The 25,644-nt window shown below is 29.0% G+C and carries 24 protein-coding genes; 23 read left to right on the top strand and 1 reads right to left on the bottom strand.

Going from position 1 to position 25,644, the window contains the following annotated elements:
- Nucleotides 1-50: 50 nt before the first annotated feature.
- From U8307_RS00430 to ispG, 4 genes are all read left to right on the top strand, one after another.
- Complete coding sequence (locus U8307_RS00430; protein ID WP_326909171.1) at nucleotides 51-773, top strand: isoprenyl transferase; 723 nt, start codon at nucleotides 51-53, stop codon at nucleotides 771-773.
- Between the two features lie 12 nt (nucleotides 774-785).
- Nucleotides 786-1,553 carry a phosphatidate cytidylyltransferase gene (locus U8307_RS00425; protein ID WP_326909170.1) on the top strand — a complete coding sequence of 256 codons (768 nt, stop codon included), beginning with the start codon at nucleotides 786-788 and terminating at the stop codon, nucleotides 1,551-1,553.
- Between the two features lie 16 nt (nucleotides 1,554-1,569).
- A complete protein-coding gene (gene rseP, locus U8307_RS00420) occupies nucleotides 1,570-2,814 on the top strand; it encodes an RIP metalloprotease RseP (RefSeq protein ID WP_326909168.1) in 1,245 nt (414 codons plus the stop codon).
- 65 nt (nucleotides 2,815-2,879) lie between these two features.
- Entirely contained in the window at nucleotides 2,880-3,941 is a 1,062-nt protein-coding gene (gene ispG / locus U8307_RS00415) for a flavodoxin-dependent (E)-4-hydroxy-3-methylbut-2-enyl-diphosphate synthase (protein WP_326909166.1), read from the top strand.
- A gap of 62 nt (nucleotides 3,942-4,003) precedes the next feature.
- On the opposite strand, the gene U8307_RS00410 is transcribed toward ispG, so the two are convergent.
- Complete coding sequence (locus U8307_RS00410; RefSeq protein WP_326909164.1) at nucleotides 4,004-4,630, bottom strand: MgtC/SapB family protein; 627 nt, start codon at nucleotides 4,628-4,630, stop codon at nucleotides 4,004-4,006.
- A gap of 233 nt (nucleotides 4,631-4,863) precedes the next feature.
- Here U8307_RS00410 and U8307_RS00405 point away from each other — a divergent pair, with 233 nt between their 5' ends.
- The 19 genes from U8307_RS00405 to U8307_RS00315 all read left to right on the top strand — a co-directional run bounded on the left by U8307_RS00405 (nucleotide 4,864) and on the right by U8307_RS00315 (nucleotide 25,551).
- On the top strand, nucleotides 4,864-5,559 hold the full coding sequence (locus tag U8307_RS00405) for a response regulator transcription factor (RefSeq protein WP_326909162.1): 696 nt from the start codon (nucleotides 4,864-4,866) through the stop codon (nucleotides 5,557-5,559).
- Nucleotides 5,549-7,015, top strand: coding sequence for a sensor histidine kinase (locus U8307_RS00400; RefSeq protein ID WP_326909160.1), 1,467 nt, complete (start codon nucleotides 5,549-5,551; stop codon nucleotides 7,013-7,015). The genes U8307_RS00405 and U8307_RS00400 overlap by 11 nt, the downstream gene beginning before the upstream one ends.
- A 99-nt stretch (nucleotides 7,016-7,114) precedes the next feature.
- Complete coding sequence (locus U8307_RS00395; protein ID WP_326909158.1) at nucleotides 7,115-11,395, top strand: PolC-type DNA polymerase III; 4,281 nt, start codon at nucleotides 7,115-7,117, stop codon at nucleotides 11,393-11,395.
- A gap of 267 nt (nucleotides 11,396-11,662) precedes the next feature.
- Nucleotides 11,663-12,127: a ribosome maturation factor RimP gene (gene rimP / locus U8307_RS00390; protein ID WP_326909156.1), complete on the top strand. Its 465-nt coding sequence runs from the start codon at nucleotides 11,663-11,665 to the stop codon at nucleotides 12,125-12,127.
- Between the two features lie 14 nt (nucleotides 12,128-12,141).
- On the top strand, nucleotides 12,142-13,200 hold the full coding sequence (gene nusA, locus U8307_RS00385; protein WP_326909154.1) for a transcription termination factor NusA: 1,059 nt from the start codon (nucleotides 12,142-12,144) through the stop codon (nucleotides 13,198-13,200).
- Nucleotides 13,200-13,469: an RNase P modulator RnpM gene (rnpM, locus tag U8307_RS00380; RefSeq protein ID WP_326909152.1), complete on the top strand. Its 270-nt coding sequence runs from the start codon at nucleotides 13,200-13,202 to the stop codon at nucleotides 13,467-13,469. The genes nusA and rnpM overlap by 1 nt, the downstream gene beginning before the upstream one ends.
- Nucleotides 13,462-13,755 carry a L7Ae/L30e/S12e/Gadd45 family ribosomal protein gene (locus U8307_RS00375; RefSeq protein ID WP_326909150.1) on the top strand — a complete coding sequence of 98 codons (294 nt, stop codon included), beginning with the start codon at nucleotides 13,462-13,464 and terminating at the stop codon, nucleotides 13,753-13,755. The genes rnpM and U8307_RS00375 overlap by 8 nt, the downstream gene beginning before the upstream one ends.
- A 15-nt stretch (nucleotides 13,756-13,770) precedes the next feature.
- Nucleotides 13,771-15,942, top strand: coding sequence for a translation initiation factor IF-2 (gene infB / locus U8307_RS00370; RefSeq protein ID WP_326909148.1), 2,172 nt, complete (start codon nucleotides 13,771-13,773; stop codon nucleotides 15,940-15,942).
- A gap of 18 nt (nucleotides 15,943-15,960) precedes the next feature.
- Nucleotides 15,961-16,335: a 30S ribosome-binding factor RbfA gene (gene rbfA, locus U8307_RS00365; RefSeq protein WP_326909146.1), complete on the top strand. Its 375-nt coding sequence runs from the start codon at nucleotides 15,961-15,963 to the stop codon at nucleotides 16,333-16,335.
- Complete coding sequence (locus U8307_RS00360) at nucleotides 16,310-17,293, top strand: DHH family phosphoesterase (RefSeq protein WP_326909144.1); 984 nt, start codon at nucleotides 16,310-16,312, stop codon at nucleotides 17,291-17,293. Before rbfA ends, U8307_RS00360 begins: the two co-directional genes overlap by 26 nt.
- A complete protein-coding gene (gene truB, locus U8307_RS00355) occupies nucleotides 17,290-18,165 on the top strand; it encodes a tRNA pseudouridine(55) synthase TruB (protein ID WP_326909142.1) in 876 nt (291 codons plus the stop codon). Before U8307_RS00360 ends, truB begins: the two co-directional genes overlap by 4 nt.
- A 16-nt stretch (nucleotides 18,166-18,181) precedes the next feature.
- Nucleotides 18,182-18,937, top strand: coding sequence for an FAD synthetase family protein (locus tag U8307_RS00350; protein WP_326909140.1), 756 nt, complete (start codon nucleotides 18,182-18,184; stop codon nucleotides 18,935-18,937).
- A 143-nt stretch (nucleotides 18,938-19,080) separates the two neighbouring features.
- Complete coding sequence (rpsO, locus tag U8307_RS00345) at nucleotides 19,081-19,350, top strand: 30S ribosomal protein S15 (protein WP_326909139.1); 270 nt, start codon at nucleotides 19,081-19,083, stop codon at nucleotides 19,348-19,350.
- Nucleotides 19,351-19,530: 180 nt separating this feature from the next.
- Nucleotides 19,531-21,624, top strand: coding sequence for a polyribonucleotide nucleotidyltransferase (locus tag U8307_RS00340; RefSeq protein WP_326909137.1), 2,094 nt, complete (start codon nucleotides 19,531-19,533; stop codon nucleotides 21,622-21,624).
- Between the two features lie 278 nt (nucleotides 21,625-21,902).
- Nucleotides 21,903-22,640, top strand: coding sequence for a polysaccharide deacetylase family protein (locus U8307_RS00335; RefSeq protein WP_326909134.1), 738 nt, complete (start codon nucleotides 21,903-21,905; stop codon nucleotides 22,638-22,640).
- A 29-nt stretch (nucleotides 22,641-22,669) separates the two neighbouring features.
- Entirely contained in the window at nucleotides 22,670-23,950 is a 1,281-nt protein-coding gene (locus tag U8307_RS00330) for a M16 family metallopeptidase (RefSeq protein WP_326909132.1), read from the top strand.
- Nucleotides 23,940-24,371: a dUTP diphosphatase gene (gene dut / locus U8307_RS00325; RefSeq protein ID WP_326909130.1), complete on the top strand. Its 432-nt coding sequence runs from the start codon at nucleotides 23,940-23,942 to the stop codon at nucleotides 24,369-24,371. The genes U8307_RS00330 and dut overlap by 11 nt, the downstream gene beginning before the upstream one ends.
- Nucleotides 24,372-24,390: 19 nt before the next feature.
- A complete protein-coding gene (locus U8307_RS00320; protein WP_326909128.1) occupies nucleotides 24,391-24,624 on the top strand; it encodes a YlmC/YmxH family sporulation protein in 234 nt (77 codons plus the stop codon).
- 222 nt (nucleotides 24,625-24,846) lie between these two features.
- Nucleotides 24,847-25,551 carry a ClpP family protease gene (locus U8307_RS00315; RefSeq protein WP_442985535.1) on the top strand — a complete coding sequence of 235 codons (705 nt, stop codon included), beginning with the start codon at nucleotides 24,847-24,849 and terminating at the stop codon, nucleotides 25,549-25,551.
- Nucleotides 25,552-25,644 lie beyond the last annotated feature (93 nt).

The following is a 25,644-nucleotide window of genomic DNA, read 5'->3' as shown; positions in this document are numbered from 1 at the left end:
ATAAATCATAAGCCTGTTAGTAATGTTTGAAAATTGTGAGGCTGAAAAATATGAATTTAGAAGACCAGGTAATGAATGGAATAATTCCTAAACATGTTGCAGTAATTATGGATGGTAATAGAAGATGGGCAAAACAAAAATTGCTACCTGCAAAATTAGGACATAGAGAGGGTTCTTTAAGAGTTATTGATTTAGTAAGAACCTCAGTTCAAATTGGAATAAAATATTTATCAATATTTGCCTTTTCAACTGAAAATTGGAGTAGAGATAGACATGAAGTAGATTATTTGATGAACTTATTAGTTGATTTTATAAATAAGGAATTAAATTATTTAAATAAAAATAATGTAAAAGTTAGATTAATGGGTAATTTAGAAGATTTGCCTGAAAATACAAGAAATGAAGTTAACCGTGCAATAGAATTTACGAAAAATAATACAGGACTTAGTTTAAATATAGCATTAAGTTATGGCTCAAGAGGTGAAATTATAAATGCTATTAAGAAAATAATAATTGACTATGATAATAATGAAATTAATATAGATGAAATAAATGAAGATAACTTTGCAAAATATTTATATACATATGATATACCTGACCCTGACTTATTGATAAGGACAAGTGGAGAAATGAGACTAAGTAATTTTTTATTATATCAACTTGCTTATACAGAATTTTATTTTACAAATATATTATGGCCAGATTTTAAAAAAGAAGAATATTTAAAAGCAATTAATAACTTTCAACAAAGAAAGAGAAGGTACGGAAATTAGGAAGGTGTCATTATGAGACAAAGAGTTGTTACAGGAGTTTTAGGTGGGGCATTCATTGCTTTTGTTACATATTATGGTGGTATCCTATATGACTTTGTATATTTTGGAATAACATGCATAGCTATTTATGAACTTTCAAAAACCTTATTTAATAGTGGTTTTAAGTATGGTGCTATAATAAACTACTTATTTGCTATATCTTTATTTGTTGCCAAAATTAATGATTATTTGATTTATTTTAATTTTATATTATTTTTGTATATATCATTCAATTTTGTTATGTTTATATTTAACAAAAAAATTAACCTAAAGATAATGTCGCAAATAATATTTGTAGGTTCATATGTTGTATTTTTTATGTATCATATGATTTTGATGAACAACTCAAAGTTTGTATGGATTGTTTATATTATTGCCTTCGGTTCTGATACCTTTGCATATTTTACTGGAAAATTATTTGGTAGACATAAATTGTATCCCCAAGTCAGTCCAAATAAAACTATTGAAGGGGCTATTGGAGGAATACTTGGCTGTACTATAATTTCTTTATTTTATTTTGATTATTTAAGAATAAATAAATATATTTACATTATAATATTTAGTGTGAGTGCATCTGTCTTTTCAATGTTAGGAGATCTTGCAGCATCTAAAATAAAAAGAGAATATAAAATAAAAGACTTTGGTAACTTTTTACCAGGTCATGGTGGTATTTTAGATAGATTTGACAGTGTTTTATTTGTAGCACCTGTTGTATATTACTTTATAAACCACTTTATATAAATTGGAGGGAATAATATTGACAATAATTGCATCAATACTAATATTTTCAATTATAGTACTTGTTCATGAATACGGTCACTATAAAGCAGCTAAAAGTGTTGGAATAAAAGTTTACGAATTTGCTATAGGAATGGGACCCGTATTATTTAAAAAGGAAAAAAATGATACTGTTTATTCAATCAGGGCTATACCTATTGGTGGATTTGTACAAATGGAAGGCGAAGAAGAAGACATAAAAACTAAAACTAGTTATAGTACTAAAACAGTGTGGCAAAGGTTTAAAGTAGTGGCAGCAGGGCCAATAATGAACTATATATTGGCATTAGTTCTTTTTATTATTATAGCATTTTCCTTTGGGGTTGCTGGAAATATAATAGATATTATAGATGAAAATTCTAATGAATATGCAGCAGGAATTAGATCAGGAGATAAAATTATATCTGTTAATGGAGAAAAAGCATATATTTGGGAAGATATATTCTATGAAATAACAAATCCTGAAAATGATTATTATAATATAAATATTGAAAGAAACGGTGAAATTAAAGAATATAAAATTAATAATAATTATAGAAAGATAGTGGGAATTACTTCAACATTAATAGATGGAGAAACTACAACTGTTGTAACACCTACTGATATGAATTCTCCAGCATATAAAGCCGGCATAAAGGATAAAGATAAGGTTATAAAAATTAATGATGTACCAGTTGATACATGGGAAGAGCTTACAGCAGAAATAGATAATTCTGTAGGAGATTCTCCAATTCAAGTTACAGTTGATAGGGATGGTGAATTGTTTGATTATAACATTGTTCCAGTTGAGCAAATCTCTGTAAGGTATAATACTCAAATAGAAAAGTCTTTTGTTTCGGCAATAGCATCATCAGCTTATAAAACGGTATATTATATAGAACTTATGTTTAAGACTATAGTTCAATTAGTTACAGGACAATTAGGAAGTGATGCACTAGGTGGACCTGTTATGGTTATTAGTATGGTGGGGGAAGCTGCTGAAAGCGGTTTACTTTCATTAATGAGCTTAGCAGCATTTATAAGCATTAATCTAGGTTTTATGAATTTGTTGCCTATTCCAGCTTTAGACGGAAGTAAATTAGTATTCCTATTAATTGAAGGAATACGAGGAAAGGCTATACCAATAGAAAAAGAAGGGTATATACATTTTGTTGGATTTGTAGTATTAATTGCATTTATGTTGTTTATAACATATAAAGATATATTGAGAATATTTAGAATATAACTAGTGTAAATATATTCCATATCCTACAATTCCTAATATGGTTCGTATTGTTTCGGGAGGTTTTAATGGATCAAATTGTACGTAGAGAAAGTAAGATTGTTATGTGTGGAGATGTTCAAATAGGTGGAGGAGCTCCAGTATTAGTTCAATCTATGACAAATACTTTTACTAAGGATGTAAAGTCTACTGTTAATCAAATTTTGGAATTAGAAGAAGCTGGATGTGAGATAATAAGAGTTGCTGTGGCTGATATGGAAGATGCTGAATCTATCAAGGAAATTAAAAAGCAAATACATATTCCATTAGTAGCAGATATTCATTTTGACTATAAACTAGCATTGAAAAGTATTGAAAATGGGATAGATAAATTACGGATTAACCCTGGTAATATAGGTAGTATAGAAAGGGTTCAAAAGATAGTTGAACAAGCTAAGCCTAGAAATATCCCTATAAGAATTGGAGTAAATGCAGGTTCAATTCATAAAAAAATATTAGAAAAGTATAACGGACAGCCAACATCGATTGGTATGGTTGAAAGTGCATTGGAGCATGTTAGAATATTAGAAGATCTTGACTATGATAATATTGTTCTTTCAATGAAGGGTACTGATATTAAAATGACTATAGATGCTTATAGAATTATGGCAAAAAAAGTAAATTATCCTTTGCATTTAGGTATTACTCATGCGGGAACTTTATTTGAAGGAAGTATTAGATCTGCAATAGGAGTCGGCAGTCTTTTAGTAGATGGAATAGGTGATACAATGCGCATTTCATTGACTGATGATCCAAAAGAAGAAGTTAAAGTAGCTAGAGAAATATTAAAAAGTTTAGAACTAAGAAATTTTGGCATTAAATATATAATATGTCCTACTTGTGGAAGAACTAAAATACAATTAATTGAACTTTCTAAAAAAATTCAAGAAGGATTAAAAGATGTACATAAACCAATAACAGTTGCAATTATGGGATGCGCTGTAAATGGGCCTGGGGAGGCTAGACAGTCTGATATAGGAATAGCAGGAGGAAGTGGTGAAGCATTATTATTTAAAAAGGGTGAAATAATAAAAAAAATTAAGGAAGAAGATATAGTTAAAGTTCTTTTAAAAGAAATTGATAAAATGTAAAGAAAAAGGTTCTTGCTTTGATACAAGAACCTTTTTCTTTTAATTTAGTAGGTATTTATATACTATAGTTCTTCCAATCGATGAAGACCTTCATAGGAACTGAGTTTCTGTATGATTTCCATATGATTGTATCGTTCATTACTTTCTAAATTAATTATTGCTACTATAGCAAATTCTTTAGAATTGTTATCTCTTGTCATTTCAATGTCATTTATTTTGAAGTTTAATTTTTTACAAAGTAAAACAAACCCATCAAAATTTTCAATAGTAGGGAAAGAAGCATATATTGTCATAAATTTATTTGTTGATAAAAGCCAGTTTTCTATGCTTTTAAATAATGTCATTATAAGTAGTACAAATATTCCAACAATTATAGCTCCGGCATAAAACCCAATACCTATAGATAATCCAAGGCAAGCAGCAACCCATAATCCAGCAGCTGTAGTTAACCCCTTAACTTGATTTTTTCTTGTGACTATAATTGTACCCACTCCAAGAAAACCTATACCGCTTATTACCTGAGCACCTAATCTTGCAGGATCACCACTACTATAAGTTTCAAAAATAAATTGATTTGTCATCATAACCAAAGTTGAACTTAAGCATACAAGCATATATGTTCTAAAGCCAGCAGGTCTACTTTTTCTGCTTCGTTCTAAACCCAGTAGTCCACCAATAATTAAAGACATTATAACTCTGACTGTTACAGAAACAATGTTTAATTCATATAATATATCGATAAGTAAGCCTCCTCTTTTTTATGTTAGATTAACATAGTAATATAATTTATGTTAATAATAAAGTTATTATAACATAAATTATATCTACTGAGAGTTTTTTATTTTATTGAAAAACAAAGTTTTGTCACAAATTAAATTTCTAGTATGATATAATTAATTAAAAATTTAGTAGAGGTGGTATTATGTCTAATATTCTTATTGCAGATGACAATAAGCAAATTGCTTCAATATTAAGTGAATATGCAAAAAAAGAAGGATTTACTCCAATTGTGGCATATGATGGTAATGAAGCAATGGAAGCTTTTTATAAACATAATCCAGATATAATTTTACTAGATGTTATGATGCCAGAAATAGATGGATTTGGTGTGTGCAGAGAAATTAGAAAAAATTCTAATGTACCAATAATTATGATTACTGCAAGAGGAGAGGATTTTGAAAGAATTATGGGACTTGACATTGGAGCTGATGATTATATAGTTAAGCCATTTTCACCTGCAGAAGTTATGGCTAGGGTAAGGGCAATTATGCGAAGAATTTCTAATGATGATAATAGTAAACAACATATTTTCACTTTCGATAATCTTAAAATTAATATAAATGATTATATTGTCACGATTGATAATAAAAATGTATCCTTAACCAAAAAAGAAATAGAGATTTTGTGGACTCTTGCGACGAATAATAATAAAACTTTTACTAGGGATAATTTATTGAATAGTATATGGGGCTATGATTATTATGGTGATAGTCGTACTGTTGATTCTCATATAAAACGGTTAAGAGCAAAACTAGAAAATTTATCAAAGAAAAGTTGGGAAATAAAAACCATTTGGGGTATTGGCTATAAATTCGAGGTGAATATAGATGAAAAGTAAAATAGCAAACAAGTTAATCTTTTATTTTTCTGCTACCCTTGTCATTTTTTCTATTATCATAGGTTTAATATTCATGCATTTATTTAAAAAACATACTATAGAAATACAAAAATCAGAATTAGAAAATCGTGCAGTTATAATTGCTAATACGATATCTGAATTCATGGATAATACATCAACAAACATATATAACAGAAAAAACAGAATGCAAAGTGGGATGATGGGCAATATGCAAGGAGGGTTAGGTGTATATATCAAGAATTTAGATGATATTGCTATGGCTGATGTATGGATTGTTGATGAAAATTTAAATTTAATAACTGTAGGACAAATGGGACATAGACAATACATGTACACTGACTTACCTAATGATGCAGATATTGTGGTAAAGGATGTGTTTAAAGGTAGTACAACCTTTAGCGAAGGATTTAGCAATTTGTTGAATACTGCAACCCTTACAATTGGTACTCCTATTAAGTCTGAATCTAATATAGTTGGTGCACTTCTACTTCATTCGCCAGTTGAAGGGATAAATGATGCTCTTTATGAAGGATTTAAAATTTTAGCAATAAGTATAATATTTGGGTTAGTGTTATCTATTTTATTATCTACAATATTAGTTGTGAATTTTACAAACCCTTTGAAAAAAATGAAAAATACTGCACTTATGTTGTCTGAAGGAAATTATAAAGTTAAAACCAATATAAATCAAAGTGATGAAATTGGTGAACTTGCTTCAACAATAGATATTTTAAGCAACCGGTTAGAAATAGCAAGTCATGAAAGTAAAAAACTTCAAAATCTAAGGCGTGATTTTATTGCAAATATTTCTCATGAATTAAGAACTCCAGTAACGGTAATTAGAGGTTCACTGGAAGCACTTTGTGATGGAGTAATAATAGAACCTAATATTATTAAAGATTATCATAAACAAATGTTAAATGAAAGTAAAAGCTTAGAAAGACTTGTTAATGATTTATTAGATTTATCACGATTACAAAATACTGATTTTCAAATAGATATGCAAAAATTGAATTTGTGTGATGTTTTAAAAGATACAATAAGAAGTATAGCAAGTATTTCTAAAGATAAGAACATTGAAGTAAAGTATGAACAGGATACAGATATTTGTGTAATTAATGGAGATTATGTACGTTTACGTCAAATGTTTTTGATAATTTTAGATAATGCAATTAAGTTTTCTAATATAAATAGTATAATAAATGTTATTAAATATGAAAATACAGTTTATATAAAAGACAGCGGAATAGGAATATTAAAAGAAGATTTACCTTATATATTTGACCGTTTTTATAAGGTGAAATCTAAAGAAAATATAGAGGGAACAGGTCTTGGGCTTGCCATTGCAAAACAAATTGCGGATAGACATGATATAGATTTATCAGTAAATAGTAAAATAAGTGAGGGTACAGTGTTTAAATTTGTTCTTCCTTGACTATTTGCATCTTAAGAGTATTTACTAAATTCAATTATATTGAATTTAGTATTTCTTAATGTTATAATCAAATAGTATGAAATAAAGAGGGAGTAACATATGTTTTTTAACAGAATTTTAAATTTTGAGGAATGCAAAAGTATAAGAGATATAAAGCTTAACAAAATAGAAGTGTTGAAAAAAAGTAATAAAGTAAGAATATATGCAGAAAGCAATTGTATAGCTGATTTTTGTGATATTGATTATGCAGTTAATAAAATTAAAGAATATTTTGACAATTCTATTAATTTTGAAATTAAACTTAATTATAATTTTGATGACTCATACCTTGGTAATGATAAATTAATTAGAGAGAAGTTAAAAAGTAATTTTTATTATTTTTTAAAGAAAACATCCTTTGTAATAGAAAAAGCAGTTCATCATATAAATATTGAATTCGATAATGACCAAATTTTACTAAAGGTTCAAAATAAAATTTTGTATGATGAATTAAATAAAATGAATATAGAAGGTAAATTCATTAATATAATTAACAACTATAAATTAGCTTATAATTTCAAAATTATTTTAAATGAAGCTGAAAACGAAGCAGCTTTAACAGCACAACAATTGTTAGACGATGAGCTTAAAAAAAACATAGAGGTAATTCAAAATTCATATGATACAAGAGAAAAAAAGCAAACTAAATCAGTAGTCTCTGAAAAAGAAGGATTTAAAAGGAGAGCAAGAAAACGAAAGGAAATTGATTTTAACAGTGTACCTATATCTAAAATGTCAGAAGTCACCAGTGATTCTGGTGTTGTAAATGTAAAGGGAAAAATCATAAATATAGATAAAAGAGTACTAAAAACAGGAACTATACTTTTAATTATTACATTAACTGACTTGACAGATTCTATAAGAGCAAAATATTTTTGTCCGAAGAATTTTGACGATGAAGATTATAAAAAAGGAAATTTTATTCAAATAATAGGTACTGCAGAGTATGATGAATATGAAAAACAACTTGTAATAAAAATAAATAATATGCAAAAAATTGAAGAAGAAATAACCAGAATGGACAACGCTAAGGAAAAGAGAGTAGAGTTACATTTGCATACTGGAATGAGCTCTATGGATGGAATAAATGGATTCAAAGATTATGCTAATAAAGCTAAACTATGGGGACATAAAGCTATGGCGATAACAGATCATGGTGTAGTTCAAGGATTTCCTGAAGCAATGGATTGTTCAGATGACAATTTTAAAGTAATTTATGGAATGGAAGGATATTTAATTAATGATGTAGTTTCAATTGTTTATAAATGTGAAGCATTAAATTTAGATGATGAATTTGTTGTTTTTGATTTAGAGACAACCGGATTAAATCCTAAAAAAGATGATATCATTGAAATAGGAGCAGTTAAGGTAAGAAATAGGAAGATTATTGATAGCTTTTCTACATTTGTACATATAGATAGAAGTATTCCAGCTAAAATTATAGAGCTTACTTCAATAACTGATGACATGTTAATTGGACAACCTGATATTACTAAAGCTTTAAGTGATTTTTTTGAGTTTGTTGGAGAAAATGGAGTTCTTGTTGCTCATAATGCAAATTTTGATGTGAGTTTTATAAAAGAAAAATCTATTAATCATCTTAATATTAATTATGATCCTTCTGTTATTGATACACTAGAGCTTTCAAAAGCTTTAATGAAGGAAGTGAAAAATCATAAATTAAACACATTGACTAAAAAACTTGGAATTAAGCTTGAGAACCATCATAGAGCAGTTGACGATGCACAGGCTACTGGTTTTTTGTTCATTAACTTATTAAATATGTTAAAAGAACGCTCTATAATTGAATTAGGTAATTTAAATGAACTTCTTAAGGATGATATTGATGTAAAAAAACAAATTTCTTATCATATAAATATATTAGTAAAAAATTATACTGGGTTAAAGAACTTATATAAATTAGTTTCTGAATCTCATTTAAATTACTTTTATAAAAAACCTAGATTATTAAAGTCGAGATTATCGAACTTTAGGGAAGGACTTATTATTGGAACCGCATGTGAAGCTGGTGAATTGTACAGAGGGTTACTCAATGGTGCCAGTGATGAAAAGATTGAAGAAATAGCATCATATTATGACTTTTTGGAAATACAACCTTTGCAAAATAATATGTTTTTAGTAAAAAACGAACGAGTAAAAGATATGGATGAGCTAAAAGGTATCAATAGCAAAATTGTTTCCCTTGGTGAAAAACTAAATAAATTAGTTATAGCAACAGGTGATGTGCATTTTTTAGAAAAGGAAGATGAAGTTTTTAGAAGAATACTAATGACCGGACAGGGATTTGGAGATGCAGAAGATCAAGCACCTCTATATTTAATGACAACAGATGAAATGCTTGACAATTTTTCTTATCTTGGAGAAGAAAAAGCTTATGAGGTAGTTGTTAAAAATACTAATTTTATTGCAGATAATGTTGATTTTTTACTTCCAATTCCAAATGGAACTTTTCCTCCTATTATAGAAGGCTCTGACGAAGAACTTAGAAGTATAGCATATGAAAAGGCTAAATCAATATATGGAAATAACTTGCCAGAAATTGTCGAAAAGAGATTGGAAAGAGAACTTAATTCTATTATTGGTAATGGTTATGCTATTATGTACATTATAGCACAAAAGTTAGTTAAAAAATCTAATGAAGATGGATATTTAGTAGGTTCTAGAGGCTCAGTTGGTTCTTCTTTTGCTGCAACTATGAGTGGTATAACTGAAGTTAATCCACTAGTGCCTCATTATATTTGTCCTCATTGTAAATACTCAGAGTTTATTACTGACGGAAGTTATGGTTCAGGTTATGACTTGCCTGATAAAAACTGTCCAAAATGTGGTGAGATTCTTAATAAAGATGGTCACGATATTCCATTTGAAGTTTTTCTTGGGTTTGAAGGAGACAAGGAGCCTGATATAGATTTGAATTTTGCTGGAGAAGAGCAAGGTATCGCAATGAAATTTACTGAGGAGCTTTTTGGGGAAGGAAAGGTATTTAGAGCTGGTACAATCGGTACAATAGCAGATAAAACAGCCTATGGTTTTGTTAAGAATTATTTTGAAGATAAAGGAATAGTAAAAAGAAGAGCTGAAATAGATAGATTGATTCAAGGTTGTTTAGGTGTTAAGCGTACATCAGGGCAACATCCTGGAGGAGTAATGGTTGTACCTAGAAATAAGGATATTCATGATTTTACACCAGTTCAATATCCTGCTAATAATGAAAAATCTGGCACTATTACAACTCATTTTGATTATCACTCTATTTCAGGGCGAATACTTAAACTAGATCTCCTTGGACATGATACGCCGAGTATTATACGTATGCTTGAAGATTTTACTGGAATAAATAGAGATGATGTTCCAACAGATGATCCTGAAACTATGACTATATTTAATAGTCCAAAAGTTTTTGGAATTACATTAGATGAAATCAATTGTAAAACAGGAACATTAGCAATACCTGAATTCGGTACTCCTTTTGTACGTCAAATGATTATGGATACTAAGCCAAAATCGTTTTCTGATTTGGTGAGAATAAGTGGTCTTTCTCATGGTACTGATGTATGGATAAACAACGCGCAAGATATAATACGTCAAGGTTATGCTGAAATAGGTGGAGTTATATCGACTCGTGATGATATTATGACATATTTAATTCAAATGGGTGTACCTAAGAAAAAATCATTCGATATAATGGAGAGAGTAAGAAAAGGTAAAGGTCTTAGAGATGAAGATGAAGTGGCTATGAAGGAACAGGATGTTCCACAGTGGTACATTGATTCATGTAATACAATAAAATATATGTTTCCGAAGGCTCATGCTGTAGCTTATGTTACTATGTCAGTAAAGATAGCATATTTTAAAGTGCATTATCCTGCAGCATTTTATGCAACTTACTTTACAATGAAAGCAGAAGATTTTGATGCAGATATTATAGTTAAGGGTGAAAATAGTATATTACAAAATATTAAAATACTTGAAGAAAAGGGTAATGAAAAAACTGCAAAGGAAAAAAATCTTATAACAGTATTAGAAGTTGCTTTTGAAATGTACAAGAGAGGGTATAAATTTACTAAAGTAGATTTGTATAAGTCAGATGATAAGAAATTTTTATTATCAGATGAAGGTATTATACCACCGTTAGTAGGACTTCAAGGAGTAGGTGCTAATGCAGCTGCAAATATTAAGGCCGAAAGAGAAAATGGAGAATTTATTTCTATTGAAGATATAGCTAAACGCGCTAAAGTAAGCAAGACTGTTATTGAAGTAATGGAAAAACATGGTTGCTTTAAAGATTTAGATAAAACAAATCAAATATCACTTTTTTAATGTGACATAACTTTGACTATTATTACTGTTTTGTATACAATAAATAATCTATTATATATTATAAATAAGGGTATAATAAAAATATTATGAAAATAGTATTATTTGTCAAAAAAAAAATTATTATTATTTGATTTTTATTATTAGCTATGATATAATATATAAAAGATGTTTTTTGACAGAAAGAGTGGGGATTCCCACTCTTTCTGATTGTATGTATTAATCATTTAAAATCAACTGGATAATAAAGAAAAGGAGAAGGTAAAAATAATGAATAAGAAATCTATTGAAACATCAGTTCGTGAAATAGTTCAAAATATTATAAAACCTACGGAATATGAATTAATAGATGTGGAGTATGTAAAAGAAGGTCCATTTAAGTACTTAAGGGTATATATCGATAAATCAGAGGGAGTTACAGTTGATGATTGTGCGGATATAAGTCGCAGTTTAAGCAAAAGGCTAGATGATATAGATATGATAAAGGAACAATATTTTTTAGAGGTTTCTTCTCCAGGAGTTGAAAGACCTTTTAAAACAGAAACAGATTTTAATAATAATATAGGCGAATTAGTTGAAGTAAAATTATATATGCCTTTAAATGGTAGTAAGGTTTATACAGGAATTTTACTTGAAAAGCAAGAAAGTAATATAGTTATTGAGGTAAATAATGAAAATGTTGCTATCAATTTAAATGATATATCAAAAATTAATAAAGTAATTGAGGATTTTTAATGGAGGCAATTAAAATGAATAAAGATATATTGAACGCACTAAGCGAACTTGAAAAAGAAAAAGGAATTCGCCAAGACGTTGTTTTGGAAGCAATTAAATCCGCATTAGAAACAGGTTATAAAAAAAATTATAGTAAATCTACTAATTTTAGCATTGAGATAGATGAAGTAAATGGAATATATAAATTGTTTTCTGATAAAATAGTTGTTGAAAATGTAGAGAATAAAAATCAAGAAATATCTTTAGAAGATGCTAAGGCTATTGATACTAAGTACGAATTAGATGATATAGTAAAAATAGAAATCAAACCTAAAAAAGATTTTGGTCGTATAGCTGCTCAAACAGCAAGACAGGTTATTTTACAGAAAATTCGCGAGGCTGAAAGAGAAAATATTTTTAGTGAATTTTATGGAAGAGAATCAGATATTATTACAGGCGTTGTGCAAAGAATAAGTAAGGGAAATGTATATTTGGATCTTGGTAAAATAGAAGGCTTAATAACTCAAAGTGAACAAATACCAAATGAAATATATAATTCTGGGGATAGGATAAAGGCAGTTATTTTAGAAGTTAAAAACACAGGAAAAGGTGCAAGCATTATGCTATCAAGAAGTCATCCTAATCTTGTAAAAAGGCTTTTTGAATTAGAAGTACCTGAAATAAGTGATGGTATAATTGAAATATTTTCAATAGCTAGAGAAGCAGGATCAAGAACAAAAATTGCAGTTTATACAAATGATCCTAACGTTGATCCAGTTGGGTCTTGTGTAGGAAATAAGGGTTCAAGAGTTAAAAACATAATAGATGAAATCTCACAAGAAAAAATAGATATTATTATATACGATAAAGATCCTGCAAAATATATAGCAAATAGCCTTGGACCTGCAAAAATTATAAAGGTAACAGCAGATGACAAAGATAAAGGAGCGGTAGCAGTAGTTCCGGATAATCAGTTGTCTTTAGCTATAGGAAAAGAAGGTCAAAATGCTAGATTAGCAGCTAAGTTGACTGGATGGAAAATAGACATTATTAGTGAATCCCAGGAAATTGAAAGAAGTTCTGAGGTGGAATAATGAAAAAACGTAAAATACCAATGAGAAAGTGTATTGGATGTATGGAAAGTTTTCCAAAGAAAGAATTGTGTAGAATCGTGAAAAATAAGGAAAATGAAATTAAATTAGATTTAGTTGGAAAACTCAATGGTAGAGGAACATATATTTGCAAGAAATCAGATTGTCTTGAAAAAGCGATTAAATCTAAACGGTTAGCTAAATCAATAGAAGCAGAAATTCCAGATGAAGTATATGAAGCATTAAAATTGGAGATTTCAAGAAATGAATAAAATTTATTCTATGTTGGGATTAGCGAGAAAAGGTGGCAAAATATCTATAGGATTTGATGTTACTGTTACAGAAATTAAAAATAAAAAATCTGTATTAGTATTGATAGCGGAAGATGCATCAGAAAAAACAAAAAAAAATATTCTGTATTTTTGCAAAAATCATAATTGTGAATATATTGAGTATGGAGAAAAAGAACTCCTTGGCAAAAGCCTAGGGAGAAAAATGGTGAGTGTATTATCAATAAATGATGATAACATTGCATCGTACTTATTAAACAACACATAAATCGGAGGTGGTTGCATGAGAATATATGAACTTGCAAAGGAATTAAAAATGAATAGTAAAGATCTTGTTGTTTTAGCAGAACAAGAATTAGGGATTACTATAAAAAACCATATGAGTTCAATTTCCGACCTAGAAGTTATAAGATTAAAAAAAGCATTAAATCATATTAATAGTAGCAAAAAATCCAAATCAAGTAAAGGTGCTGTAATAGATGATGAACCTTTAGTTGATGAAGATATAGATTTAAATCAAGCTAAATTAAAAAAAGTTGATAAAAAATTAATAACGCCAAACAAAAATACAAAACCTAAACAAGTATCCCATAAATCTTCATCTAATGTAAATAAAAATAAGGCTGATAATAATAAAAATAAACAACAACAACATCAACCAGTAGAAACAGAAAAAAAAGTTTATCAACCTAAGGTTAAAGTTATTCAAGTAGAAGAACCTATAATTGTCAGACGTTTGGCAGATAAAATGGGAGTAACTGTAAACAATGTAATATCTAAACTTATTACGTTAGGTGTTATGGCAAATATGAATCAAGAAATTGATTACGACACAGCTCTACTAATTGCTGAAGAATTTGGTGTAAGCCTTAAGAAGTTAGAAATAGTTGATGAGTTGCAAATTTTAGAAGATTCAATCAATAAAGATGATGTGGATGATGAAAAAGATTTGTTACCTAGACCACCTATTGTAACAGTAATGGGTCATGTGGATCACGGTAAAACTTCTCTTTTAGATGCGATTAGGCATACCTCTGTTACTGATTTGGAAGCAGGTGGTATAACACAACACATTGGAGCCTCACAAGTAGAGATAAATGGGAAAAAAATCACACTTTTAGATACACCTGGACATGAAGCATTTACATCTATGAGAGCTAGAGGTGCAAAAGTTACAGATATAGCAATATTAGTTGTAGCAGCTGATGATGGTGTTATGCCTCAAACAATAGAAGCAATAAACCACGCTAAGGCAGCTCAAGTTCCTATTATAGTTGCTGTAAATAAGATAGATAAACCAGGTGCAAATCCTGATAAAGTAAAACAAGAACTTGCTGAACAAGGAGTATTGTCTGAAGATTGGGGTGGAGATACTATTTTTGTACATGTATCTGCAAAGAATCATACTGGAATTGAAGATTTATTAGAAATGATAATTCTAGTTGCAGAAGTACAGGAGTTAAAAGCTAATCCTAATAGAAATGCAAAAGGAACCATTATAGAAGCTAAACTTGATAAAGGAAGAGGTCCAGTAGCTACTGTTTTAATCGATAAAGGAACCTTAAAAAAAGGGGATGCCGTATTAGTCGGTAGTTCTCATGGTAAAATAAGGGCAATGTTTAACAGTAAAGGTAAAAAGATAAATCAAGCTGGTCCAGCCGTTCCTGTCGAAATACTTGGACTTTCAGAAACTCCTGTAGCAGGTGATATTTTGATAGTTATGGAGAATGAAAAGGATGCAAAAAATATTGCTGAAAAACGTAAGGATAAAATACATCAAGAAAATATTAATACATCTTCAAAAGTGTCTTTAGATGATTTATATGATAGAATTCAAAAAGGTGAAGTTAAGGATTTAAATATAATTATTAAGGCAGATGTTAGTGGTTCAATAGAAGCAGTTAAGCAAGCTTTACAAAAACTTAGTATGGAAGAAGTAAAAGTTAATCCTATACACGGTGGAGTAGGTGGTATTAATGAAAATGACATAATGCTCGCTTCAGCTTCAAATGCAATAGTTATTGGATTTAATGTTAGACCATCTGTTTCAGCGATAGATTTAGCTAAAAAAGAAAATGTTGATGTGCGTACCTATAATATAATATATAATGCTATAGAAGATATTAATTCTGCAGTTAAGGGTATGTTAGCACCAGTGTATAAGGAAGTAGTTCAAGGTAGAGCAGAGGTAAGGCAAACCTTTAAAGTTCCTAATGTTGGTACTGTAGCTGGAGTATATATAACAAGTGGTAAAGTTACAAGAAAATCAAAGGTTAGATTGTTAAGAAATGATATTGTTATTCATGAAGGTCAAATTGCATCATTGAGAAGATTTAAAGATGATGTTTCAGAACTTAATTCTGGTTATGAAGGTGGAATTGGAATTGAAAAATATAATGATATTAAAGATGGTGATTCAATAGAAGCTTATATAATGGAAGAGATAAAGCGATAGTCAGAAAGAAGGTATAGAATGTCAAACAAAAGAAATAGCAGACTGCCAGCAGAACTGAAAAGGGTCATCTCAGAAGTAATAAGAAATAATGTTAAGGACCCTAGAATATCAGAACTAATGAGCGTAACTGATGTTCGTGTTACTGAGGATTTAAAGTTTGCAAAAGTATATATTTCAGTTTATGGAGATAGCGAACCGACTCTTGAAGCTCTAAAAAGTGCAAGAGGTTATATTCGAAGAGAAGTCGGTAGGAAAATTAAAATTCGCAATACTCCAGAATTGATTTTTGTTAAGGATGATTCAATAGAAAAGGGAATATATATGAACAACCTAATCAATAAGGTTTTAGAAGAAGAAGGTAAAAAAGATGTCGATAAAACTAAACCTGAATGATATAAAGAAAATAATGGAAATGGTTGATAAGTGTAACAATATTTGCATAGCAGGACATAAAAATCCTGATGGAGACTGTATAGGGTCTGTTATGGCCCTATATGAATTCCTTATTCCCTTTAATAAAAATTTAACAGTTTGTATTGACGGTTCCATTCCTTATAATTATAAACCATTTGTAAATGAAGAAATTATAGCAAAGGAATATAATGATAATAATTTTGATGTTGTTTTTATCCTTGATTGTAGTGATGCAGAAAGACTTGGTAAATTTACAAATATTATAAATAATACAATAAAAACGATTTGTATAGATCATCATAAAACTAATGATAACTTTGCTGATATTAATATTATCGATACAGATATAAGCTCAACAGGAGAGCTTTTATATGATGTTATTAAAGCAACTGGCAAGGAAATAACAAAAAAAATGGCAGAATATATCTACATAGCTATAGTAACAGATACAGGAAAATTCAGTTATTCAAGTACAAGTAGTTATACTCATAGAAAAGTAGCAGATTTAATAGATTTAGGAGTAAATGTTTCTAAAATCGATAATTTAATATATAATTCAAAACCTGCTAATATTGTTAAAGCATATATTGAATGTATATCAGGAATAGAACTATATTATAATAATAAAGTAGGTATTACCGCAATAACTAAAAAAATTCTAGATGACAATAATGTTGATATGGGTAACATTGATGGAGTTGTTGAATTTATAAGGGAAATCAATGAAGTAGAGGTATCCTGTGTATTAAAAGAGTACGATAATAATACGAAAATAAGTCTTCGTTCTAAAAGCGATGAAATTGATGTGTCGAAAATTTCTCTTCGTTACGGAGGAGGGGGACATAGTAAAGCAGCAGGTTTTGAGATAAATGAAAATATAGATAAAGTAAAAAAACTCATTATTAATGATTTAAAAGAATATTTTGGAGAAATATGAACGGAATATTAAACATATTGAAACCGACAGGTATGACATCTCATGATGTTGTATATTATGTAAGAAAGACCCTCGGAATTAAAAAGGTTGGTCATGCTGGTACGCTTGATCCTAATGTAGCAGGCGTTTTAGTAATATGTGTTGGGAAAGGTACTAAATTCAGCGATATATTGATGAATGGGGATAAAGAATATGTATGCGAATTAATATTGGGACACAGTACTGATACTCAAGACAGTTACGGTAGGATTGTTAAAACTGGAGACAATTTAAGAGTAACAGAACAAGATATATTAAAAGTTCTAAAGGAATTCAAGGGAGAGCAACTTCAAACACCTCCTGCATATTCTGCAGTTAAACTTAATGGTAAGAAACTATACGAGTATGCAAGACAAAATATAGTAGTTGAAAAACCTAAAAGACCGATTAATATAAAAGAACTTACCCTTTTGAAATTTAATAAAAATAAAATATTAATGAATGTAAAATGCTCAAAGGGAACATATATGAGAACATTGTGCAATGACATTGGAGAAAGACTTGGAACATTAGGTCATATGGGTATTTTAATTAGAACAGCAGCTAAGGGCTTAAATATTAATGAATCTACTACTTTAGATGAGTTGAAATTCTTTATGGAAAGTGGTAGATTAGATGAATGTTTGATACCTATAGATAAAATGTTTCCTATGAAAGGACTTTATATAGACCGTATTCATTTCGATAAAATTGTGTCTGGAAATGAAATTATAACGGATACATCAGAATTGAACAGTGATAATAACTTTTATATATATTGTATGGAAACTCTTATTGGAATAGGTCATAAAATAGATGATAATAAGATAAAAATGGACAAATTACTTATGTAGGCTATAGGTGGTAAAAATGATAAAAAATAATGCATCATGTGTTGCTCTTGGAAATTTCGATGGTATTCACATAGGACATGACATTTTAATTAAAAGAATGATAGAAAAAAGCCATGAAACAAATCAAGATAGCATTATAATAACTTTTAAGTATGTAAAAAAAGATTTGAAAAAATCTAGCTTTAATATTAGATATATTAATAATACAAAGAAAAAAATAGATATGTTAAAATCCTATGGCGTAACAAACGTAGTTGAAATAGAGCTAGATGAGGTAATCTCTAAATACTCGCCAGAACAATTTATTAAGGAAATACTTATTGGAAGGTTTAATGCTAAAAATATAGTTGTAGGGTATAATTTTACATTTGGTTATAAAGCTATGGGAAATATTAAGACATTAAAAAAATTTGAGGATATATATGGCTATAGAGTTGAAGAAATATACCCTGTAAAATATAATGGTATAGCAGTTAGTAGTACTTTGGTACGTAATTTAATAAGAGAAGGAAAAATTCGTGAAGGTAATACTCTCTTAATAAATGATTATACTATTTATAGCGAAGATATTATTATAAATAATAATAAAAAAGTGGGATTTGTAAATAATAATAGTAGTATTGTAGTACCAATAGAAGGAAAGTATAAAGTAAGAATAGGTGAAGATGAAGCCATAGCAACAATAATTACGAATAAAGAAGGCAGTGTTTTTACCTTTAATAAGGAAATTAATGCAAGTAAAGATATAATATTTTTAGATAAAATTATATAAAAATTAAATTTATTGTTTAAATATATTTACAAAAATTAAAATTTATGTTAGAATTTATAGGATTCCATAGTCTATGTTGTACGAATCCTCAACGTATTACTTGGATTATGGTGAAATAATTAAATATATGGAGGTGCATAGCAATGACTATGACAAAAGAACAAAAAACACAAATAATAGAGCAATATAAGATTAATGAGCATGACACAGGTTCACCCGAAGTTCAAATTGCTTTATTAACTTACAGAATTAATAATTTGACTGAACATTTAAAAGGCAATAAAAAAGACCATCACTCTAGAAGAGGTCTTTTACAAATGGTTGGACAAAGAAGGGGTTTTCTTAACTACTTAAAAAATAATGACATTGAAAGATATAGAAGCATTATTGCAAAATTAGGATTAAGAAGATAGAATTAGAGCGGGGGAATCCCGCTCTATTATTTATAACTATAACCTTATTTTACGATTATTAAGTATAAAAAGTAGTAGTAGGTTAAACGCAAGGAATTCCAGTATTATTTGTCCGTTTTATTTATTCAAATAGTTTTGTGAATGAGACTGCAATATATACATAAATTTAAGGAGGTACTAATGGAAGAGAAAGTATTTAAATATATGCTCGCTGGAAGAGAACTGAAAGTTACTGTAGGGAAAATAGCAGAACTTACAAATGGTTCTTGTATTGTACAATATGGTGATACAGTCATAATGGCAAATACAGCTGCATCAAAGGAACCTAGACAAGGTATAGACTTTTTTCCATTGAGTGTTGATTTTGAAGAAAAACTATACTCTGTAGGAAAAATTCCAGGGGGATTCTTAAAAAGAGAAGGTAAACCTAGTGATAAGGCAATCCTTACATCACGTCTTATAGATAGACCCATAAGACCATTGTTTCCAAAGGGATTTAGAAATGATGTTTCAGTTGTAGTAACAGTATTGTCAGTTGACCAAAATTGTTCACCTGAAATTGCTGGAATGATAGGCTCATCAATAGCATTGACAATATCAGATATTCCTTTTGATGGACCAACAGCAGCTGTAAATGTAGGATTGATTAATGATGAATTTATTATAAATCCAAATAGTAAGCAAAGAGAAACAACAGATTTGAATTTAACAGTTTCAGGAACTAAAGAAGCAATCATGATGGTTGAAGCAGGAGCTAATGAAATTTCCGAAGCAAAAATGCTTGATGCTATTTTACGTGCTCATGATGAAATAAAATTATTATGTGATTTTATAGAAGAAATAAGAAAAGAAGTTGGAAAAGATAAATTTGATTTTGTTAAGTTTGAAGCAGATGAAGAAATTGAACAAGAAATAAGAGAATATGCTTCGCCTATTATTAATGAAGCTATAATTGTTGAAGATAAAACAGAAAGACAAGAAAAAATTGATGAATTTAAAGCTAAGGCAACAGAGATATTTTTAGAAAAATATCCAGAAAATGCAGCTGATATAGATGATGCTCTTTACAAAATAGTAAAAGAAAAAGTAAGGGAAAATATACTTGAAAGAGGAATTAGACCTGACAACAGAAAAATTGATGAAATAAGAAAAATATCTTGTGAAGTAGGAATGTTACCTAGAACACATGGCTCTGCATTATTTACAAGAGGTCAAACTCAAGTTTTAACTGTAGCAACTTTGGGAGTTACTAGTGAAGAACAAAAAATTGATGGCATATCAGAAGAAACATCTAAAAGATACATGCACCATTACAATTTTCCATCATATTCAGTTGGTGAAACAAGACCATCCAGAGGTCCAGGAAGAAGAGAAATTGGTCATGGAGCATTAGCTGAGAGAGCTTTAGAACCTGTATTGCCTTCTGAAGATAAATTCCCATATACTATTAGACTTGTTTCTGAGGTAGTAAGTTCAAATGGATCAACATCACAAGCCAGTGTGTGTGGAAGTACTTTGTCACTAATGGATGCAGGTGTACCAATTAAAGCGCCAGTTGCTGGAGTAGCCATGGGATTGATGAAAGAAAAAGACAACGTTGTTGTACTTACTGACATTCAAGGCATGGAAGACTTTTTAGGAGATATGGATTTTAAAGTAGCCGGAACAAAAGAAGGTATTACTGCTATACAAATGGATATTAAAGTACATGGTATCGATAAAACAGTATTAACAAACGCATTAGAAAAGGCATTAATTGGAAGGTTATTTATTTTAGATAAAATGATGGCATGTATTGATACACCAAGAGAAGAAGTAAGTAAATATGCTCCTAAGATTATCAAGATGAATATTAAGCCTGATAAAATTAGAGATGTTATAGGTGCTGGCGGAAAAGTAATTAATAAAATAATAGATGAAACTGGTGTTAAAATTGATATTGAAGAGGATGGTTCAGTTTTAATTGCAGCAGAAATCGTTGAAAATGCTTATAAGGCTAAGAAAATAATAGAAGGCATTGTTAAAGAAATTGAAGTAGGAGAATTGATTCTCGGTAAAGTTGTAAATATTACGACTTTTGGAGCATTTGTTCAGCTAACTGATAATAAAGATGGATTGCTTCATATATCACAAATATCAGAAAATAGAGTAAAAAAAGTTGAAGATGTTCTTAAATTAGGAGATGAAATATTAGTTAAAGTAATAGAGATTGATCAAAATGGTAAAATAAAACTTTCAAGAAAAGAAGCAATAAAAGAATCAGAAGATAAATAATAAATTTTAAAAATAAATAACAAATATCATGGCAGAGACTTTGAATTTGTTATTTTTTATTTTTTGTAATTAATTTCTATTATTCAATACTTATTGTTTATAAGTATTGAATTTATTGTAGATGTTTGATATTATACTTATAATAAAGCAAAAAAATGTCATTCTCCATTTAAATAATAAATATAAAGAGCTTTTGGGAAATAATCATAATGTTTATCAAATTAATAAATCATAAATGAGCCCTATTGTTAATACATTTAAATAAAAGGGGGATTTTTATGAAATTTTTTTGCAATAATATAATTTTTATAAGAAGACTTATAATTATAGTTTTAATAGCAGTTATAATAATTTTACTTATATTAGGACGATATAATACTAAGAAAATTGGAGTATTTAGTGAAAAAGAAGCTGAAGAATTTGTTATTAGAAAAGGAACAAATGTTGAAGGTAAAGTAGTTTCATTTGCTTGTAAAGTGGACTGGGGCAATGATTATATAAGTCCGTTGCTTGACTTGTTTGATAAATATAATGTTAAAATAACTTTTTTTCCTACAGGTAGATGGGCAGCAGAATTTCCAGGGATAGTACCTAAATTAAGTGCTCGCGGTCATGAAATAGGAAACAGTGGATTTCTTAATAAATCCTATGAAACATTGTCCTATGAAAATGCATATGAAGATATAGACAAAGCAGATAAGATTTTAAGAGAATTAACGGGTTATGATTTGAAACTATTTACAACACCTTCTGGAACTTATAATGACGATGTAATTAAAGCTGCAATTGACTTAGGTTATCCTGGAATCATACTTGGATCTATTGATACTATGGATTGGAAAAAAGGAACTACTACAGATATGATAAATGAGAATATTTTCAATAAGCTTACAACAAGTGACATCATAATAATACATCCAACAAAAAGAACTGTTGATTCATTAGGGACAATTATTGAAGAGTTACTAACACAAAATTATAAGATAGTACCAGTAAGTGAAATGCTTAAGAAGTGAATTACAAAAGAAAATTTAACGGAGGAAATATGATAAAGAAACACACATTAGATAATGGACTTAGAATAACAATGGAAAAGATAGACTATGTAAAGTCTGCTTCGATTGGTATTTGGGTTAAAGTAGGATCAAGTAACGAAAATGAAGAAACGAATGGTTTGTCGCATTTTATTGAGCATATGTTATTTAAAGGTACAAAAAATAGAAAGGCTAATCAAATAGCAGAAGAAATTGATAGCTTGGGAGGTCAATTAAATGCATTTACCAGTAAAGAATATACATGTTTTTATGTAAAGGTATTAGATGAAAATATTGAAGAGGCAGTGGATATTTTGTCCGATATGTTTTTCAATTCACAATTCAAGCAAGAAGAAATAGAAAAAGAAATTTCTGTTGTTATAGAAGAAATAAAAATGTATGAAGATTCGCCTGAAGATAATGTTCATGATAAATTAACTGAAATAGTTTTTAATGACAGTCCTATGGCTTACAACATACTTGGTACAGAAGGAAATCTGAAAACATTCACTACAGAAAAAGTATTAAATTATATGAATGATAATTACTCTCCCTATAATACAGTTATAGCTATTGCAGGAAATTTTGATGAAAATAAATTCATTAATTTAATAAAAAACAAATTTGATAGTTGGAAAAACAATGAAGTTATTCATACTGATAAACATGGTAAATATGAAAGAAAAGTTATTCCTATTAATAAAGATTTAGAACAATTGCATATGTGTATAGGTAATAAAACTATTGGTAGACACGATCCTTATTATTATCCACTTACAATTTTAAATAATTTGTTTGGCGGAACTATGAGTTCTAGATTATTTCAAGAAGTGCGAGAAAAAAAAGGCTTAGTTTATTCTGTATATTCATTTGTGTCTAATTATACTAATAGCGGGATTTTCAGTATATATGCAGGGATGTCTTTTAATCAGGCAGAAGATGCCTTAAGAACTATATTAAAAGAAATGATTAGTATGAAAAATGGAAATATTTCTATGAAAGAGTTTAATAGAGCAAAGCAACAAATAAAAGGTAATTATATACTAAGTTTAGAAAGTACATCTAGCCGTATGTCTTCAATCGGAAGAAAAGAGTTGTTATACAATGAAATTCAATATCCAGATGAAATTATTGAAAAAATAAACAATGTTAAATATGATGATGTGTTAAAGATAGCTAATGAATTATTTAATTTAGATGAATTAAGCATTACCTTTGCAGGTAATTTAAAAAAACATAAAGATTTAGAAGAAAAAATAAATAAAGTACTAGGAGACAATTATGAAAGTTAAAGTTATTAAAAACAATCAATTTGATTTACCAGTCTATGAAACTAAAGGATCAGCTGGTGTAGATTTACAGGCAAATATAGAAAGTTCTGTTATTTTAAAACCTTTAGAAAGAGCTTTAGTGCCCACGGGTTTATTTTTAGAAATTCCTGAAGGATATGAAGCTCAAGTGAGAGCTAGAAGCGGACTTGCAATAAAGCATGGGATTAGTCTTGTAAATGGAATAGGTACTATAGATTCAGACTATAGAGGTGAAATAAAAGTTATATTAATTAACTTAGGAGATAAGGAATTTACAATTAATAATGGAGATAGAATTGCACAAATGATTTTTATTAAACATGAGCAAGCTGATTTTGAGTTAGTAGAAGAACTTCAAGATACCGAAAGAGGAAAAGGAGGCTTCGGTCACACAGGAGTATAATATTAAAAGGGGGGATATTGTGAAGCTAAGTGAATTGTATAGTAAGGAAATTATTAATATTGACACAGGTGAAAATATGGGGATTTTTGGAGACTGTGATTTGGTTATTGATGAAAAAACTGGTTCGATAATAAGTTTTATATCTGGAAGCTCAAATAGATTTAATTTTTTTAAAGAGCAGAAAAAAAAGGAAATATCATGGAAAAGTATAAAAAAAATTGGCAGTGATATGATTATCATAGAAAATGAGTGAATTATGGCAACAAATTAATACTTTATTAAAAATTAAATTAATAAGTGTATAAAAAGAATAAATCTTCAAAGAATAATCAGGAACAATACCTGATTATTTTATTTGGAGGGAAATATGAAGCAAAATAGCAATAATTTGAATATGCCACAATTTAACAATCTAGATGGTAAAAGAGAGATAAATAATCAACAAGGAAATGAAAACTCTTTTAATCAAGAGCCGATGAATCCATTTCTATTTAGTGGGAATGAAACTAATAAAGACGAAAATTCAAATCAACAAATGGAAAATGTCAAACAGGTAGGTAGTATGTCAGATGTTAATCCTGTTAAAGACATATGTTTTATTAGTATTATAGGTGAAATTGAAGGTCACTCATCTTTACCACCTCAAAGTAAAACAACAAAATATGAACATATAATACCAATGATTATAGGTGCCGAAATGGATCCTCAAATAAAAGGTATACTTATGCTTATAAATACTGTAGGAGGTGATGTAGAAGCCGGTTTAGCAATATCAGAACTTGTTGCAAGTATAACTAAACCTACAGTTTCTTTAGTATTAGGAGGTGGACACAGTATAGGAACTGCTCTTGCAGTATCAGCTAGACATTCTTTTATAGCACCTACAGGAACAATGACTATTCATCCAATAAGAACTAATGGATTTGTAATAGGTGTGCCCCAAACCTTTAGGTATTTCCAAAAAATGCAAGAAAGGATAACGAATTTTATAGTATCTAACTCAAGAGTAGATAGGGAATCACTATTAGGTTATATGTATGATACAGACGAAATCGCTAATGACGTAGGAACTGTTCTCAATGCACAAGAAGTCGTGGATATAGGATTAATAGACGAAATAGGCGGTTTTAGCGCCTCTATGAACGTGTTAAGGAATATAATAGATGAGAATGATAAGTAGTCTCTATAGAATTCTTAGTAACTATAGTTCAATTATACATTAGTATTAAATTAGGATAAGCAAAAAAATATAGTTTCTTATTTAGATTCGATA

The sequence above is a fragment of the Sedimentibacter sp. MB31-C6 genome (genome assembly GCF_035934735.1).
In the GTDB taxonomy this organism is placed as follows: Bacteria; Bacillota; Clostridia; order Tissierellales; family Sedimentibacteraceae; genus Sedimentibacter.
The sequence above is the reverse complement of the archived record's forward strand: the minus strand, read 5'-3'. Positions and strand labels throughout refer to the sequence as shown.